Origin of the sequence: Zobellella denitrificans, assembly GCF_002237365.1 — a bacterium.
Taxonomy (GTDB): Bacteria; Pseudomonadota; Gammaproteobacteria; order Enterobacterales; family Aeromonadaceae; genus Oceanimonas; species Oceanimonas denitrificans.
In genome coordinates this window covers 1-15700 of record NZ_NMUO01000029.1, presented here as the reverse complement: position 1 = coordinate 15700, position 15700 = coordinate 1, and the positions used below count along the sequence as shown (strand labels likewise).

The following is a 15700-nucleotide window of genomic DNA, read 5'->3' as shown; positions in this document are numbered from 1 at the left end:
GGCTGGCATTTGCCGGTGGCCGTCGTTATTATCGGTCGGAGTCAGCTGGGAGCCCCGGAGCCGAGACGGCCTCGCCGGCCCCGCTGCACCTGTCAATGCCGGCGCAGGAAACCGACGGGCGGATCCCGTCCGGGTCTTTCGCGCCACGGGAGGACCATAAGGACATGCACAGCACCAAGCCCGTCATTCTCACCATTGCCGGCTCCGACAGCAGCGGCGGGGCCGGCATCCAGGCCGACATCAAGGCCATTTCCGCCACCGGCGGCTACGCCTGCTCGGTGATCACCGCCCTCACCGCCCAGAACACCCGTGGCGTCAGCGCCGTGCATCCGGTGCCGCAGCAGATGATCCGCGACCAACTGGAGGCGGTGTTCTCGGACTTGCCGGTGGCGGCGGTCAAGGTGGGCATGCTCGGCGACGCCGCCACCATCCGTACCCTGGCCGAGGCGCTGCGCCGCCAAGGTCCCGCCCATCTGGTGGTGGATCCGGTGATGGTGAGCGCCAACGGCGATCCCCTGCTGGCCGAGGAGGCGGTGGCCGCGTTGTGCGAGGAGCTGCTGCCCCTGGCGGAGGTGATCACCCCCAACCTGCCCGAGGCGGCCCGCCTCGCCAACTGTGCCCTGCCGACCCGGCTGGCCGAGGTGGAGTCCCTGTTCGCCGGCCTGGCCGAGCTGCACTGCGCCGCCGTGCTGCTTAAGGGTGGTTTTCTGCAGCGGGAGCCGCGCAGCCCCGACTGGCTGCTGAGCGGGGGCGAGGTGCGTTGTTTTGATGCGCCCCGGGTGATGACCCCCAACACCCACGGCACCGGCTGTACCCTGTCGGCGGCCCTGGCCTGCTACCTGGCCCAGGGGCTGCCCCTGGAGCTGGCGGTGGCCTCCGCCAAGCACTATATCGACAGGGCCATCGCCGCCGGCGCCGGGCTCCGGGTGGGCCATGGCCGGGGCCCGGTGGAGCATTTCTTCCGCGGCCTCGCTTCTGCCGAGGGTTCAGCCTGAAGCCGGTACCGGCGGCTTGTCGACGCGGCGCGGGCTGTCTCAAATGGGCAAGGTCCAGGCTCGGCAGGAAGGGCGAAAGCCGCGGCCTTCCCGGCCCTAGTCGGCCCGCCTTTGCTTGCCTTTTGCCTTGGCGGCTTGTAGTATCGGTCGCCGTGAAAACCCAAAAATAATCAATTAACTTCTTGAAAGTTAATCCAAAAACTTCCTTACTATAGCCTGCGTACAGTGTCGTTTCTCCCCTCTTTTAGCTGATCCTGTCGCCTGGAAAAGGCATTGAAAGGAGGCTTTTTGCCTATGCTTGTTGCAGTTATAGCGGGTTTTATCCTGGCCGCCCTGGTCCCCAGCCTGACACCCATCGCCGGTCGTCGCATCGGCTGGGTACTGGCCCTGTTGCCGGCCACGCTATTCGGATATTTCATCGGCTTCTGGCCCGAGGTGACCGGCGGCGAGGCGGTGCTGATCGCCTACCCCTGGATCCCCAGCCTGGATATCAGCCTCAACTTCCTGGTGGATGGCCTGAGCCTGATGTTCGCCCTGCTGATCACCGGCATCGGCACCTTTATCCTGATCTACGCCGGCAGCTACCTCGAGGGCCACAAGGACATCCACAAGCTGCTGATGTACCTGCTGGCCTTTATGGCCTCCATGCTCGGCCTGGTGCTGTCCAACAACCTGATTTCCCTGTTCGTGTTCTGGGAGCTGACCAGCATCACCTCCTACCTGCTGATCGGCTTCAACCACGAGCAGGAGAAGGCGCGCAAGGCGGCCTTGCAGGGGCTCTTCATCACCGTGGGCGGCGGCCTGGCACTGATGACCGGCCTGATCATGCTGGGCTACCTGGGCGGCAGCTTCGAGCTCCACGAACTGCTGACCCAGGGCGATGTGCTGCAGAGCCACCCCCTGTTCCTGCTGATGATGATCCTCATCCTGGCGGGCACCTTCACCAAGTCGGCCCAAACCCCCTTCCATTTCTGGCTGCCCAACGCCATGGCGGCGCCGACCCCGGTCAGCGCCTACCTGCACTCGGCCACCATGGTCAAGGCCGGGGTCTACCTGATGGCCCGGCTGCAACCGACCATGGCCGGCAGCGAGGCCTGGCTCTACGCCCTGTCCCTGTTCGGCGGCGTCACCATGACGGTGGGGGCGGTGATGGCGGTGTGCAGCACCGATCTCAAGCGCATCCTGGCCTATTCCACCGTCATGGCCCTGGGTACCCTGACCATGCTGATCGGCATCGGTACCCCCTATGCGCTCAAGGCGGCCATGGTGTTCCTGCTGGCACACGCCCTGTACAAGGGGGCGCTGTTTATGGCGGCCGGCACCATCGATCATGAAACCGGCACCAAGGACGTGCGCGAGCTGGGCGGCCTGCGTGGCCTGATGCCCTGGACCGCCGCCTTCACCTGGGTGGCGGCCCTGGCCCTGGCGGGCATTCCGCCCCTGTTCGGCTTTATCGCCAAGGAGCTGATGTTCGAGGCGGCCTTGGGGGCGCCGGTGCTGTCCGGCCTGTTGGCCGGCATGGCGCTGATCACCGCCGTCTGCATAGTGGCGGCCACCGGCCTGGTGGCGGTGAGGCCCTTCTTCGGCGCCCTCAAGCCGACGCCGAAAAAGCCCCATGAGGCGCCCCTGGCGATGCGCCTGGGCTTCAGCGTGCTGGCCTTTCTCGGCCTGCTGCTGGGGCTGCTGCCGTTCCTCGCCGAGCCCCTGCTGCGGGCGGCGGTGTCCGCTGTGACCGGCGCGCCCGTACCCGATCTGGAGCTGGCCCTGTGGCACGGCATCAACCTGCCGCTGCTGCTGAGCCTCACCGCCCTCATCGTCGGTGTCCTGCTGTTCCGTCAGTGGGCGACCCTGCGCGCGCGGCTGGCCGCCCTGGCGGCGCTGCCGGGCTATGGCCCTGAGCGGGGCTACGACAAGATGATGGACGGCCTGGTGCGGTTGGCCAGGTGGCAGACCCGGGTGCTGCAGAACGGCTACATGACCAACTACATCCTGACCATACTGCTCACCACCATAGCCCTGCTGGCCTACGCCTTCTGGAGCCGGGATGCCTTCGTCTACGAGCTGTCGTTCGAGGGGGTGCGTTTCTACGAGGTCATCATCAGCCTGCTGATGCTGGGGGCCGTGGTGTACGCCAGCGCCACCCGGCTGCGCCTGGGCGCGGTGGCGGCGGTGGGGGTGCTGGGCTTCGCCATGGCGATGATCTACGTGTTCTTCAGCGCGCCGGATCTGGCCATCACCCAGGTGTTGATTGAAACCCTGACCGTGATCCTGCTGGTGCTGGTGCTGTTCCGCCTGCCCGGTTTCCAGGGCCTGTCCAGCGTGCGGGTGCGTCTGCGCGACGCCTCTGTGGCGGGGGCCTTCGGCATACTGGTGGCCATGATGGTGCTCACCGTCAACCAGTCGTCCCTGGGGGGAGGGATCAGCGACTACCTGATTGCCGCCAGTTACCCCGAGGCCCACGGCCGCAATATCGTCAACGTCATCCTGGTGGACTTCCGGGCCCTGGACACCCTGGGCGAGATCTTCGTGCTGGCGCTGGCGGCCATCGGGGTGAACGCCATGATCCGCTTCCGCTGGGAGGACCAGAGATGAAAACCGAACTGAGATCGGACGCCTCGCTTATCCTGCAGACCGCCACCCGTTTTCTGGTGCCGCTGCTGCTGCTGTTTTCGGTGTTCCTGCTGCTGCGTGGCCATAACGAGCCGGGCGGCGGCTTTATCGCCGGCCTGGTGGCGTCCAGCGCCTTCGCCCTGTACCTGTTCGCCTTCGATGCCAGCAGCACCAAGCGGCTGCTGAAGGTGGAAACCCAGCTGCTGATGGGCCTGGGCCTGCTGCTGGCGCTGTCGAGCGGCATTATCGGCATGGTGCTGCACGGCCAACCCTTTCTCACCAGCCAGTGGTGGACCCTGTATGTGCCGGGCATCGGCGAGCTCAAGTTGAGCACGCCGCTGCTGTTCGATGTGGGCGTCTACCTGGTGGTGATCGGGGTGGTGTCGACCATATTGCTGTCGCTGGCCAAAGTGGAGGAATAATGGAAAACCTGTTTGCCTTTGTGATCGGTGGCCTCTACGCCACCGCCCTGTTTATGATGCTGCGGCGCAGCATCGTCAAGCTGGTGATCGGCCTGATGATCCTCTCCAACGCCGCCAATCTGCTGATTTTCACCGGTGGCGGCCTGGTGCGGGGCGCGCCGCCCCTGATCCCGGAAGGCCTCTACCATCCGGTCGGGCCCATCGCCGACCCGCTGCCCCAGGCGCTGATCCTGACGGCCATCGTCATCAGCTTCGGGGTGCTGGCCTTTGCGGTAGTACTGATCCACCGGGCCTATGAAGTCATAGGCGCCGATGACATGAACGAGATGAAGAGCACAGATTCGTGAAAGCAGAAGTCATCATTCCCATCCTTATCCCCATGCTGGCCGGGGCCCTGACCCTGATTTGCTGGCGCTGGCGGCTGGTGCAGCGTTGGATCTCGGTCTTCTCCGGCGCCGGCCTGCTGTTGGCCGGCCTGCACCTGCTGCTGCAGGTGCAGGAAAAAGGCATACTGGTCAGCACCATGGGCGCCTGGCCAGCCCCCTACGGCATCACCCTGGTGGCGGATCTGCTCAGTGCCATCATGGTGTTGGTGGCCGGCGTCATCGGCCTGGCGGTGGCGGTCTATTCGCTCGCCACCATGAGCCGCAACCACGAGGCCTTCGGCTACTACCCGCTGCTGCACCTGATGCTGTCCGGGGTGGTGGGCGCCTTCCTCACCGGCGACATCTTCAACCTCTACGTCTGGTTCGAGATCATGCTGGTGGCCTCCTTCGGCCTGTTGATCCTGGGGGGCGAACGTTCCCAGATGGAAGGGGCGCTCAAGTACGTGACCCTCAACCTGATCTCCTCGGCGCTGTTCCTTACCGCCGTGGGCCTGTTGTACGGCTACGCCGGCACCCTCAACATGGCGGATCTGGCGGTGCGCCTGGCCAACGGCAGCCAGCCCGGCCTGGTGACGGTGATCGCCATGCTGTTCCTGGTGGCCTTCGGCATCAAGGCGGCGGCCTTTCCTCTGTTCTTCTGGCTGCCGGCGTCCTACCACACGCCGCCGGTGGCGATTTCGGCGGTGTTCGCCGGCCTGCTCACCAAGGTGGGGGTCTATGCCCTGTACCGGGTGTTCAGCCTGATCTTCGTGCAGGATCTGGACTTCACCCCCCTGGCCATCGCCGGCGGTGTCTTCTACATCTTCCACCACATCATAGTGAAGACCAACCTGTTCCTGATCAGCGGCGTCATGTACCGCTACCATGGCAGTTACGATCTGGCCAGGCTGGGCGGGCTCTACCGCTCCGCGCCCTGGCTGGCGCTGCTGTTCCTGATCCCGGCCATGTCCCTGGCGGGGCTGCCGCCCCTGTCCGGATTTTTCGCCAAATATACGGTGATCAAGGCGGGCGTGCTGGCCGAGTCCTGGTTTATGGTCGCCATCGCCCTGGTGGTGGGCTTGCTGACCCTGTACTCGATGATCAAAATTTGGGCCGAGGCGTTCTGGAAGCCATTGCCGGAGGATGCCAAACCCCTGCGCGGCGGCGGCGATCCGCACCGATACTTGTTGTATCTGCCGGTGGTGGGCCTGGCGCTGATCACCCTGGTCATCGGTTTCGGGGCCGAGTGGTTCGTGCAACTGGCGATGGACACGGCGGCGCAGCTGCTGTCGCCGGAGCTGTATATTGAAGCGGTATTGGGGGGTAGCCAATGAGAGCCTTTGGTTGGAATATGCTGCTGGCCCTGGCCTGGGTCATCCTCTCCGGCACCTATACCATCAGCAATCTGGTGATAGGCATGCTGCTGAGCTACCTGGTGCTGGCCTATGTGGCGCGGGACAAACCCATGTTTGCCCGCTACTTCGGCAAGCTGCCCAAGATAGTCGGCTTTATCCTGTTTTTCATCTGGGATCTGATCAAGGCCAACGCCCGGGTGGCCTACGACGTGCTCACGCCCACCCACCTGATGCGGCCGGGGGTGATCGCCATTCCCCTGGATGTAAAGGACGACGGCGCCATCACCATGTTCGCCAACCTGATCACCGCCACCCCGGGCTCATTGGCGCTGGACGTGTCCAGCGACCGGCGGGTGCTCTATGTGCACCTGATGTACCTGGACGACGAGGCCCGCCAGCTGGCGGAATTCAAGGCCCTGGAGGCCCGTGTTATCGACTTGCTGGGATAAGCCTATGTTTGACCTTGCTATCTTATTGTCTTTCTTGTTTTTGAGCCTGGGGCTGGTGCTGGCGGCGGTGCGGCTGCTGATCGGCCCCACCCTGCCGGACCGGGTGGTGGCGCTGGAAGTGATCGCCTCCATGACCGTGGGCTACATAGTGCTGTACAGCGTGGCCTACGACACGCCGCAGTTTATCGACGTGGCCATCGTGCTGGCGCTGACCTCCTTTATGGCGGCGGTGGGCTTTGCCCGTTACCTGGAGCGGGGAGGCCATCGCGATGATGACTGAACTCGTTACCGGCCTGCTGATGCTGCTGGGCTCCTTCCTGATGCTGCTGGCCGGCATCGGCATCATCCGCATGCCGGATCTGCTGACCCGGATGCACGCCACCAGCAAGGCCGGCGCCCTGGGCGCCGGCCTGATGGCGGTGGGTTTTGCGGTGTTCTTTTTTGCCGATACCAGCGTGGTGGTGCGGGCCCTGGCGGTGGTGGTGTTCGTGATCATGACTGCGCCCATCGCCGCCCATGTGATGGCCCGGGCCGGCTATTTCGTGGGCATCAAGCTGTGGGAGGGCACGGTGAAGGACGTGATCAAGGAACGCTACGATCTCAAGACCCACCAGCTCGGCAGCTCTTCGCGCAAGCGGGAAGAAGACTGAACAAGGGCAGGGGAGGCGGAATGCCTCCCCTGTTGCTTTATCTCAGGGGTGGAGGGACGGGCGCTGCCAGCGCTCCGGCTCCAGTCCTACCCGCCGCATCAGGCGCCGGACTTCATCCTGCTGCTGTTGCCCCGCTACCGTCATGGCCGCCAGGTACATCAGCAGGGGGCCCCGGTCTGTGCTGTTTTTCTTCAGCAGATGGACGGCGCCGATCAGTTCGCGCAGGGGCAGGGGCAGACGCCATTGTATCTTGACCCTGTTGCCGTAATCGGCGGCCCAGCGGCCCAGGCTGTCTTCTATCTGTTGCTCCGATAGCGTGCCCCCCTGCCGGATAAAATCCTGCAGGGTGCGGATCACACCCAGTTCGCCCACCCGGCTCAGCAACCCCGCCGTATGGAAGGCGCCGCCCTCCAGCCCCAGGCTGATCGCCATGGCCCGGGCGATGGCGGCCACCTGCTCGGCCTGCTGCAGATAAAAGCCGGCGCGTTCGGCCAGGCGGGGATCGGTGAGGGAGCGGGAAATGTCCAGGGACAGGGCGAAGGCCTGGCTGAGCGCCATCTCCACGCCCATGGCGGCGATGGCGGCCTCCAGCTTGTCGATGGGCTTGCCGGCCCGGCCCAGGGAGGCGCTGTTGGCGATATCCAGCAGCCTGGCCGAGAGCGTGGCCTGGCCTCGCCAGTGCCGGGCCAGCTCGGCCGGAGACAGCTCCTGGCGCCGTTCCATCAGGGCCAGAACGTCCTCCTGCTCCAGATCCGTGGGTAGTCGTATGGTGCCCTCTGCCGCCTCGGCCAGGTGGCGGTCGAGGGACGGCGGGACGGCGCGGCCGGAGGGGGCTTCCGTCTTCAGCAAGGGCTGTAGCCGCTGGTGCAGCAGGGCCACGTCGAAGGGCTTGGCGATAAAGCCGTTGATGCCGAGGCGGGCGGCGGCGAGCACCGTTTCCTTGTCGGAACGGGCGCTGATCATCAGTATGGGCAGGTGCTTGTCCTGGGTGCGGATGCGGCGGACCAGGGTCAGTCCCGGGCCGTCGGGCAGGCTCCATTCGCTGATCACCAGGGCCGGGGAATAACGGTGCCAGGCCTGGACGGCCTCTGCGATGGTGCCGCAGAGCTGCACCCCGAGGCCCGGTGCCAGCCCCATGACCACGGTTTCCAGCAGCTCCGCCGTGGGGGCATGGTGTTCAAGGATCAGTACGTTCATTCGGGTTCGCCGTAATATGCAGCGCCGGTCGGGCTCAGTCTATTGCCCGGTGGGAGATGGTGCCATACCTCCAAGGTCGCAAGGGCGGTTGCCCGCCCCCTCGCCTCACACCGAGGCGATTTCTTCCTCGGTCAGGTGGCGCCATTCGCCTTCCGCCAGGCTGTCGTCCAGACGGATGGTGCCGACCTGCAGCCGGTGCAGGCCCACCACCCTGTTGTTGAGTGCGGCAAACATGCGCTTTACCTGGTGGTATTTGCCTTCCTGTATGGTCAGCAGCACCCGGGTGGGGGCGAGCACTTCCAGGGTGGCGGGCAGGGTGGGTTTGGGTTCGCCGTGCAGTTGCACGCCTTCCTGGAAGCGGGCGGCGGCGTCCCCGGCCAGGGGCTCGGCCAGCTCGACCCGATAAGTCTTGCCGCAGGCCTTTTTCGGCGAGCGGATCCGGTGGGACCACTGGCCGTCGTCGGTGAGCAGCAGCAGCCCGGTGGTGTCCAGATCCAGCCGGCCGGCGCACTGCAGGCCGTCACGCAGTTCGGTCGGCAGCAGGGTCAGCACGCTGGGGTGGTCTTCATCCCGGGCGGCGCTGATATAGCCCTTGGGCTTGTGCAGCAGGATATAGCGGGGTGGGCGCAGGCGCAGCAGGCGGCCTTCCAGGCGAACCTCCTGCTCCTGGACATGCAGATCGCCTTTTTTGACGATGATGCCATCCACCGTGACTTCGCCCCGGTGCAGGGCCTTCTTGGCCAGGGAGCGGGTCAGGCCGGTGCTCTCGCACAGGAAACGATCGAGGCGCATCAGGCTTGGTCACCTTTATCGGTGACGGGTTCGGCCGCCACTTCGCCCTGCAGCAGCCATTCGCTGAGGATGGCCCTGGCCTGGTCGAGGCCGGTGCCCTTGAGGGAGCTGAAGGCTTCCACCCGGATATCGCCACCGAAGATGGCCACGGCTTCGCGCACCTTGAGTACTTCCGCCTTGCGGGCGCCGGACTTGAGCTTGTCGCACTTGGTCAGCAACGCCAGCACCGGCAGCTCGCAATCGCTGGCCCACTGCAGCAGCTGCTGGTCGATGTCCTTCAGCGGATGGCGGATGTCCATCAGCACCACCAGGCCCTTGAGGCTGTCCCTTTTCTGCAGGTATTCCGACAGCGCCGCCTGCCACTTCAGCTTCATCTCTTCCGGCACCTTGGCGTAGCCGTAGCCGGGCAGGTCGATCAGCCGCTTGCCTTCGCTCAGCTCGAACACGTTGATCAGCTGGGTGCGGCCCGGGGTTTTACTGGTCCGTGCCAGGCTTTTCTGCTGGGTGATGGTGTTGAGGGCGGACGATTTGCCGGCGTTGGAGCGACCGGCAAAGGCTATCTCTACGCCGGTGTCGGCCGGCATCTGGTTGATGTTGGGCGCGCTGGTAATAAAGCGGGCGGTATTAAAATTTATCTGCTTGTTATCCAATATGAAATCCCCGGGGTTCTGAACCCGCCTTGCTTACTTTCTCGCAAAATCGTGTAGAATGGTGCCGTTTTTTAAGTCGCATTGTAACATGCCCTCGCCGGTATGTGATCTGGAAGCTCTTACAACGAGAAGTCGGAACGTCATGAAAAAAATTGTTTTCACGCTAGCCTTAATGCTCGGAGTGGTCGGCACAGCGCAGGCCCAGGGCGATGCCGAAGCCGGCAAAGCCAAAGCCGCCACCTGTGTGGCCTGTCATGGTAACGATGGCAACAGCCCGACCGATATGTACCCTAAAATCGCCGGTCAGCACGCTTCCTACCTGGAAAAGCAGCTGGTTGAATTCAAGGCCGCCGCCACCGGTGGTGTGGGCCGTGCCAACGCCATCATGGCCGGCATGGTGATGGGCCTGTCCGAGCAGGACATGGCCGACCTGGCCGCCTACTACGCCAGCGAAGCCATTACCCCGGTCGCCACCCCCGAAGAGGTGATCGAGGCCGGTGAGGCCCTGTACCGCGGTGGCGACCTGGAGCGCGGCATTACCGCCTGCATCGCCTGCCACAGCCCGCGCGGCGAGGGTCTGGAGTCCGCCAAGTTCCCGCGCCTGTCCGGCCAGCACCCGGCCTACATCAAGGCCCAGTTGCAGGCTTTCCGCAGCGGCGAGCGCGACAACGATCCCAACGGCATGATGCGCGACATCGCCAAGAAGCTGACCGACGCAGACATCGAAGTCCTGTCCCAGTACGTGGCGGGCCTGCGCTAAGCGCTTATCATCCAGGGGGGCCCGTGCCCCCCGGTTTTTCCGGTTCCTGCATGTCCGTTCGGTCGCAAGACGTTTCCTGCCCCCTCTGTGAGCATCCCCATACCTTTCCCTTCTGGGAGGACAAACAGCGCCGTTATGCCCGCTGCGAACGCTGCCGGCTGATCTTCGTCGAGCCTGGCTACCGGCTGGACGCGGCGGCGGAAAAAGCCATCTACGATCGGCATGAGAACCGGGTGGACGATGCCGGTTACCGGCGCTTTCTGAGCCGGCTGGCCGCCCCCCTGGTGGAGCGGCTCAGGCCCGGAAGCACAGGGCTGGACTTCGGTTGCGGGCCGGGGCCGGCCCTGGCCGCCATGCTCACCGAGGCGGGCTTTGCCACCACCACCTATGATCCCTACTATGCGGATTATCCCGAGCGGTTGGCGCAATGTTACGACTTTGTCACCTGTACCGAGGCGATAGAGCACTTTTACCAACCGGGGCGGGAATGGCGGCAACTGCTGGCCATGCTCGCACCCGGCGGCTGGCTGGGGCTGATGACCAAGCTGGCCCGCGACCAGGCGGCCTTCGCCAACTGGCATTACAAACAGGATCCCACCCATGTCAGCTTTTTCAGCCGGGACACCTTTCTCTGGCTGGCGGCACGGGACGGGCTCGGCATCGAATTCATCGGTGCCGATGTGATACTTCTGCACAAACCGGAGTCTGTATGACACGTATGAAAAAGACCCGCACCCCGGGTCAACTCGGTGCCCGCAAGGAAAGTCGGGAAAATGCCGAGCAAAGCAGGGAGCGCAAGCGCAAGGCCAAGCGCAAGGGCCTGGCCCCCGGCTCCCGCCACAATCAGGGCGGTGAATCCGGTGGCGGCGGTGCCGCCAGGGTGCAGAAGGATCCGCGCCTGGGCTCCAAAAAACCGGTGGCGTTGATCAAGGACGAGGCCAAGGCGGCGCCGGTCGTTGCCAAGGTCGCCAAGCTCAAGGCCCTGACTCCGGAGCAGGAACTGGAGCAACTGGAGAATAACGAGCGGCTCAACACCCTGCTGGATCGGGTCGATGCCGGCGAAAAATTGGGCAAGGACGACGCGGCCTGGCTGGATCAGACCCTGGCCCGCCATCAGCAGCTGCTGGAGCAGCTCGGCCTGCTCGACGACGAGGACGAGGAGCCGGAAGAAGGCGAGGACCTCTGGACCCGCTTTATGGACGCGGACCTTGATCCCGCGCAATACCAGGATAAGGAAGATAAGTCATGATCTCACCCTGGCTGATGGCCGCCCTGTTGGGCGGCGTCATCATAGTGGGTCTGGCGGTGTACGCGGGAATCCTGCTGGCCCGGCTGAAGCAGCAGACGCAAAAGCGCGAACAGGCCATCCACCGGCGCAACGAGCGCATTCTCGACAGCATCCGGACCATCGCCATGGCGGTGCGCGACGATCAGTGCAACCTGTCGGAAGGGGCCATTCGCCTGACCAACCTGCTCAACACCCTGCAATTCAGCCGGCCGAAGGATTTTGCCCAGGACTATCCCGGCCTCTACGATCTCTATGACAGGGTCAAGGAGATGCCGACCCACGAGGCGCGCAAGCAGCTCAAGCGCAACGAACGCATGCGCCAGGATCTGCAGCGCGCTGGTTTCGAACAGGAGCTTGAGGCTCAGATAAAAATTGAGGTCGAACGGCTGGCCAGCCTGGAGCTGCCCGGTCGCTGACCCGGGGAGGAGGCAATGTCAGCAAGCATCGAGTGGGATCAGTCCCTCATCGAGAAATACAACTATTCGGGGCCCAGGTACACGTCCTACCCCACGGCCCTGGAGTTCAACGAATCCTTCGGCATGGCCGAGTTCGAGGCCGCCGCCGGGCGCTATCCCGAGCGACCCCTGTCGCTCTACGTGCACGTGCCCTTCTGCCACAAGCTGTGCTACTACTGCGGCTGCAACAAGGTGATCACCCGCCACCAGGGCAAGGCCGACGTCTACCTGGACTACCTGGAGCGGGAAGTCGAGCGCCTGGCGCCGCTGTTCGCCGGCCGCACCGTGACCCAGCTGCACTGGGGCGGCGGCACCCCCACCTTTCTCACCGAACCGCAAATCCGCCGGCTGAACGGCCTGCTGCGCCGCCATTTCCGCTTCGCCGGGCGGGGCGAGTTCAGCATCGAGATCGACCCGCGGGAAATCGAACTGTCGGTGCTGGAGGTACTGAAGGAAGAAGGCTTCAACCGCATCAGCCTGGGGGTACAGGACTTCGACAAGGCGGTGCAGAAGGTGGTGAACCGGGAGCAGGACAACGACTTTATCAAGGCCCTGGTCAAACGCGCGGCCGAACTCGGCTTCGAGTCCACCAACCTGGACCTGATCTACGGCCTGCCGCTGCAGACCCCGGCCAGCTTCCACCACACCCTGGAGCAGGTGGCGGCCATGAAGCCGGCCCGGCTGTCGGTGTTCAACTACGCCCACCTGCCCAGCCGCTTCGCCGCCCAGCGCAAGCTGAACGAGGCGGACATGCCCAGGCCCGCCCAGAAACTGGCCATGCTGCAGGACACCATCGGCTACCTTACCGGCCAGGGCTACCAGTTTATCGGCATGGACCACTTCGCCCTGCCGGACGACAGCCTGGCGGTGGCCCAGCGCCGGGGCGAGCTGCACCGCAACTTCCAGGGTTACACCACCCAGGGCGACTGCGACCTGCTGGGGCTGGGGGTGTCCGCCATCAGCATGATCGGCGACGCCTATTCCCAGAACCACAAGGATCTCAAGCGCTACTATGGCCAGCTCGATCAACTGGGCCATGCCCAGAGGGTGGGCTACGCCCTGAATGAAGACGACCGGCTGCGCCGGGATCTGATCAAGACCCTGATCTGCAACTTCGAGCTGGAGGCCGCGCCCCTGGAGCGGGAGTACGGCATCCGCTTCGCCGACTACTTCGCCGAGGATATCGCGCTGCTGCAGACCTTCGTGGACGACGGCCTGGTGACGATGGAGCCGGACGCCATCCGGGTGGCGCCCAAGGGCCGGCTGCTGATCCGCAACATCTGCATGTGCTTCGACGTCCACCTGCGCCGCCAGGCCCGGATGCAGCAGTTCTCCCGGGTGATCTGAGCCCGATCGTGACCGGGTTGACGCCCGGTCACGGCGGTTCCGTCCCTGATCATCAGCATTTGCCCTTGGCGGCCTTGGCCGGCGGGCAATTGGTCTCGCCGCCGCTGTCGCCGCCTCCCTCTCCGCCGCCATCGGCGCTGCCGCCGCTGGAGCCGGGGCCCCTGGTGCTGACGCTCACCGTGGCCAGGGCGGGAACGGATGCCTGGCCGGCGGTGTCCTCGACCACCAGGGTGACGGGGTAGCTGCCCGCGCCGCCATAGTCATGGCCGGTCAGCGGCTGGTTGGTGGTGAGGGTGGTGCCATCGCCGAAAGTCCAGTGATATTGGTCGATGCCGTGGTCGTCGGTGCTGGCGCTGGCGTCGAAGCTGCAGCTCAGCTTTCTGCAGCTGTAGCCGAAGATCGCCTGGGGCGGCTGATCGGTACCGGGGTCGGGGGGCTCGGGTTCGGTGATCTCGGCGGCCAGGGCGCCGGCCAGGTTGAGCCGGCCGTGGCGGGTCCAGCCCAGCAGGTCCTGTGCCTTGGCGCCGCTCTTGTCGGCGCCTTGTTCCAGCCTGGCGCGCACCAGTTGCTGGCAGGGTATATCGCCGCACAGTGGGGCTGCGCCCTCGGCCTCGGTGACCATGCCCCGGGCGTGGAGATCGGCCCAGACCAGCGCCGCCCCGGCGGCCACCAGGGGCGAGGCCATGGAGGTGCCGCTCCACCAGTCGACGCAGCTGTCCTGGCCCGAGGGCAGGCCGCAGTGGGCATCGGGCAGTATGCCGATGATGTCCTTGCCCGGCGCGCTCAGGCTGACCCAGTCACCATGGGTGGAGAAGGCAGCCCTGTCGTCATTATGGTCGGTGGCGGCCACCGCCATCACCAGGGATGCGCCGTCGTCCCGGGCGCAGGCGGCGGGGTACATCTTCTCGCTGTCGCCGTTGTTGCCGGCTCCGGCCACCAGCACCACCCCTTTGTTCCAGGCATATTCGACCGCGTCGCACTCGGCGTTGGAGGCGTCGGTGGGGGTGATGACGCCGGCACTGTCGATCATGTCGCTGCCGTAGCTCATGTTGATCACCCGGTAGCCCAGGTCGGCGGCCCTGGTGATGGCCTCGGCCGAGGCTGACACCGGGCAGAGGCCGACAAAGAAGTAGCTCAGGCCGTCGGTGACCAGCTCCTGGTAGCAGGCCTTGAAGATGCCCAGGCCGACGTTCCAGCCGGCACCGGCGATGCCTTCGCCGTTGTCGGTGTTGGCACCGATCTCCGAGGCGACAAAGGTGCCGTGTCCCAGGCTATCGCAGGCGGTGCTGTCGGTGCAGCCCCACAGTTCGGCGGCTTGCACCACGTCTTCCTTGTGCAGGCACTTGCCCTGCAGTTCCAGGGTGTTGCAGTCGGCGCCGCTGTCCAGCACCGCCACCGCCGGCATGGCGGCGGTGGGCTGCCCGAGGAGGTCGCCCAGCCGATCCCAGGCCTCGGGGGCGTCAATGTCGGCGTCGGCGGTGCCCTGGGTCGTTCTCAGCTCGGCGCCGAAGGGGGTGCGATGTACATAGCTATGGGCCTGGCCGGTGTTGTGCAGGTACCACTGCTCCTCAAAATAGTTGCCACCGCCGGCCGGGGTGGGGCCCTCTTCCTCGTTCGGGATCACCAGCAGCCGGTGATAATCGGGCTCGGCGTACTGCACATTGGGGTTGGCGGCATAGCCGGCGACCATGGCGGGCACCGAGCCGGCGGGCACCGCGACCAGGGTCACGTCTATGCCGGGAATGGTCTTCAGTGGCCGGCCGCCCAGCCGTTGGTGCACCAGGGCGGCGTCGGCCGCCGCCGTGCCGGGCGCGAACCTGACCAGGATGCGATCGGGAGCGAGGGTGCTGAGTGGCCTGGCCTGGGCGGGCTCCGGGACCGCGGCGGCGGTGACAGTGGCAGGCAAGAGCCCGGCCAGGGTGACTAAAAGTATCCTTAACATCTGAACCTTCCTTAGTACCCGCTGGATGGGGGTACCGTTAAGGTTAGTCCTCCCGGGGCGGAAGCTTCGGCGGTTGGCTAAAAAATAACCTCAAGAACGACTGGACGAGGCCCTGACGATCAGCTCCGGGGTGGGGCCACGGACGATATCCGGGGCCGCCTTGCCGTTGATGTGCGCCAGCAGCAGGGATATGGCCCGGGCCGACACTTCTTCCAGGTGCAGGTTGACCGCGGTCAGCGGCGGCTGGCATTTCTGCGCCCGCAGGCCATCGTAGCGGGTCACCACCTTCACCTCTTCCGGCACCCGGCGGCCGGCCTGCTGCAGCGCCCGGATGGCGCCCACGGCGAAGGCATCCACCGGGGCGCAGATGGCGTCCAGCGCCGGGTGTTCGGCCAGCAGCCGGCGGCAGGCCTCGGCGCCGGC

18 protein-coding genes are annotated in these 15700 nt (G+C 65.3%); 13 read left to right on the top strand and 5 right to left on the bottom strand.

The annotated features are described in order from the left end of the window. The first annotated feature begins 164 nt into the window (after positions 1-164). The 8 genes from thiD (at position 165) to mnhG (ending at position 6846) form a co-directional block, all read left to right on the top strand. Positions 165-995 (top strand): bifunctional hydroxymethylpyrimidine kinase/phosphomethylpyrimidine kinase, encoded by an 831-nt coding sequence (gene thiD / locus CGX12_RS08345; RefSeq protein ID WP_094039428.1) that lies wholly within the window; start codon positions 165-167, stop codon positions 993-995. 294 nt (positions 996-1289) lie between these two features. Further along, entirely contained in the window at positions 1290-3587 is a 2298-nt protein-coding gene (locus CGX12_RS08340) for a putative monovalent cation/H+ antiporter subunit A (protein ID WP_094039427.1), read from the top strand. After that, positions 3584-4027, top strand: a complete 444-nt coding sequence (locus CGX12_RS08335) for a Na+/H+ antiporter subunit B (RefSeq protein ID WP_094039426.1) — start codon at positions 3584-3586, stop codon at positions 4025-4027. Before CGX12_RS08340 ends, CGX12_RS08335 begins: the two co-directional genes overlap by 4 nt. Further along, positions 4027-4374 carry a Na+/H+ antiporter subunit C gene (locus CGX12_RS08330; RefSeq protein WP_094039425.1) on the top strand — a complete coding sequence of 116 codons (348 nt, stop codon included), beginning with the start codon at positions 4027-4029 and terminating at the stop codon, positions 4372-4374. The genes CGX12_RS08335 and CGX12_RS08330 overlap by 1 nt, the downstream gene beginning before the upstream one ends. After that, complete coding sequence (locus CGX12_RS08325; RefSeq protein ID WP_176442029.1) at positions 4371-5726, top strand: proton-conducting transporter transmembrane domain-containing protein; 1356 nt, start codon at positions 4371-4373, stop codon at positions 5724-5726. The genes CGX12_RS08330 and CGX12_RS08325 overlap by 4 nt, the downstream gene beginning before the upstream one ends. Further along, positions 5723-6196, top strand: coding sequence for a Na+/H+ antiporter subunit E (locus tag CGX12_RS08320; protein ID WP_094039424.1), 474 nt, complete (start codon positions 5723-5725; stop codon positions 6194-6196). Before CGX12_RS08325 ends, CGX12_RS08320 begins: the two co-directional genes overlap by 4 nt. Positions 6197-6200: 4 nt before the next feature. Then, a complete protein-coding gene (locus CGX12_RS08315) occupies positions 6201-6476 on the top strand; it encodes an MrpF/PhaF family protein (protein WP_094039423.1) in 276 nt (91 codons plus the stop codon). Beyond that, positions 6466-6846, top strand: coding sequence for a monovalent cation/H(+) antiporter subunit G (gene mnhG / locus CGX12_RS08310; RefSeq protein WP_198401775.1), 381 nt, complete (start codon positions 6466-6468; stop codon positions 6844-6846). The genes CGX12_RS08315 and mnhG overlap by 11 nt, the downstream gene beginning before the upstream one ends. Before the next feature lie 42 nt (positions 6847-6888). On the opposite strand, the gene CGX12_RS08305 is transcribed toward mnhG, so the two are convergent. From CGX12_RS08305 to yihA, 3 genes are all read right to left on the bottom strand, one after another. After that, a complete protein-coding gene (locus tag CGX12_RS08305; RefSeq protein ID WP_094039421.1) occupies positions 6889-8043 on the bottom strand; it encodes a response regulator in 1155 nt (384 codons plus the stop codon). A gap of 105 nt (positions 8044-8148) precedes the next feature. After that, positions 8149-8835 (bottom strand): 16S rRNA pseudouridine(516) synthase RsuA, encoded by a 687-nt coding sequence (gene rsuA, locus CGX12_RS08300; RefSeq protein WP_094039420.1) that lies wholly within the window; start codon positions 8833-8835, stop codon positions 8149-8151. Continuing rightward, positions 8835-9485 (bottom strand): ribosome biogenesis GTP-binding protein YihA/YsxC, encoded by a 651-nt coding sequence (yihA, locus tag CGX12_RS08295; RefSeq protein ID WP_094039419.1) that lies wholly within the window; start codon positions 9483-9485, stop codon positions 8835-8837. The genes rsuA and yihA overlap by 1 nt, the downstream gene beginning before the upstream one ends. 142 nt (positions 9486-9627) lie before the next feature. Between yihA and CGX12_RS08290 the strand changes: the two genes are divergently transcribed. The 5 genes from CGX12_RS08290 to hemN are packed head-to-tail and all read left to right on the top strand — an operon-like array spanning position 9628 to position 13335. Continuing rightward, entirely contained in the window at positions 9628-10245 is a 618-nt protein-coding gene (locus CGX12_RS08290; protein ID WP_094039418.1) for a c-type cytochrome, read from the top strand. 50 nt (positions 10246-10295) lie between these two features. Then, the gene (locus CGX12_RS08285; RefSeq protein ID WP_094039417.1) at positions 10296-10958 is read left to right on the top strand and encodes a class I SAM-dependent methyltransferase; all 663 of its coding nucleotides are present in this window, start codon (positions 10296-10298) and stop codon (positions 10956-10958) included. Continuing rightward, the gene (gene yihI, locus CGX12_RS08280) at positions 10955-11494 is read left to right on the top strand and encodes a Der GTPase-activating protein YihI (protein ID WP_094039416.1); all 540 of its coding nucleotides are present in this window, start codon (positions 10955-10957) and stop codon (positions 11492-11494) included. The genes CGX12_RS08285 and yihI overlap by 4 nt, the downstream gene beginning before the upstream one ends. 11 nt (positions 11495-11505) lie before the next feature. Further along, positions 11506-11949, top strand: coding sequence for a DUF2489 domain-containing protein (locus CGX12_RS08275; RefSeq protein ID WP_176442030.1), 444 nt, complete (start codon positions 11506-11508; stop codon positions 11947-11949). A gap of 15 nt (positions 11950-11964) precedes the next feature. Then, the gene (gene hemN / locus CGX12_RS08270) at positions 11965-13335 is read left to right on the top strand and encodes an oxygen-independent coproporphyrinogen III oxidase (RefSeq protein ID WP_094039414.1); all 1371 of its coding nucleotides are present in this window, start codon (positions 11965-11967) and stop codon (positions 13333-13335) included. Positions 13336-13387: 52 nt separating this feature from the next. On the opposite strand, the gene CGX12_RS08265 is transcribed toward hemN, so the two are convergent. After that, entirely contained in the window at positions 13388-15277 is a 1890-nt protein-coding gene (locus tag CGX12_RS08265) for a S8 family peptidase (RefSeq protein WP_094039413.1), read from the bottom strand. A gap of 90 nt (positions 15278-15367) precedes the next feature. Further along, positions 15368-15700 (bottom strand): substrate-binding domain-containing protein (locus CGX12_RS08260; protein ID WP_176442028.1); only part of this gene is annotated, 333 nt, incomplete at its 5' end.

Coding starts and splice junctions, on each gene's coding strand:
- thiD (WP_094039428.1), top strand. CDS start 165: ATGCACAGCACCAAGCCCGTCATTCTCACCATTGCCGGCTCCGACAGC.
- CGX12_RS08340 (WP_094039427.1), top strand. CDS start 1,290: ATGCTTGTTGCAGTTATAGCGGGTTTTATCCTGGCCGCCCTGGTCCCC.
- CGX12_RS08335 (WP_094039426.1), top strand. CDS start 3,584: ATGAAAACCGAACTGAGATCGGACGCCTCGCTTATCCTGCAGACCGCC.
- CGX12_RS08330 (WP_094039425.1), top strand. CDS start 4,027: ATGGAAAACCTGTTTGCCTTTGTGATCGGTGGCCTCTACGCCACCGCC.
- CGX12_RS08320 (WP_094039424.1), top strand. CDS start 5,723: ATGAGAGCCTTTGGTTGGAATATGCTGCTGGCCCTGGCCTGGGTCATC.
- CGX12_RS08315 (WP_094039423.1), top strand. CDS start 6,201: ATGTTTGACCTTGCTATCTTATTGTCTTTCTTGTTTTTGAGCCTGGGG.
- mnhG (WP_198401775.1), top strand. CDS start 6,466: ATGATGACTGAACTCGTTACCGGCCTGCTGATGCTGCTGGGCTCCTTC.
- CGX12_RS08305 (WP_094039421.1), bottom strand. CDS start 8,043: ATGAACGTACTGATCCTTGAACACCATGCCCCCACGGCGGAGCTGCTG.
- rsuA (WP_094039420.1), bottom strand. CDS start 8,835: ATGCGCCTCGATCGTTTCCTGTGCGAGAGCACCGGCCTGACCCGCTCC.
- CGX12_RS08290 (WP_094039418.1), top strand. CDS start 9,628: ATGAAAAAAATTGTTTTCACGCTAGCCTTAATGCTCGGAGTGGTCGGC.
- CGX12_RS08285 (WP_094039417.1), top strand. CDS start 10,296: ATGTCCGTTCGGTCGCAAGACGTTTCCTGCCCCCTCTGTGAGCATCCC.
- yihI (WP_094039416.1), top strand. CDS start 10,955: ATGACACGTATGAAAAAGACCCGCACCCCGGGTCAACTCGGTGCCCGC.
- hemN (WP_094039414.1), top strand. CDS start 11,965: ATGTCAGCAAGCATCGAGTGGGATCAGTCCCTCATCGAGAAATACAAC.
- CGX12_RS08265 (WP_094039413.1), bottom strand. CDS start 15,277: ATGTTAAGGATACTTTTAGTCACCCTGGCCGGGCTCTTGCCTGCCACT.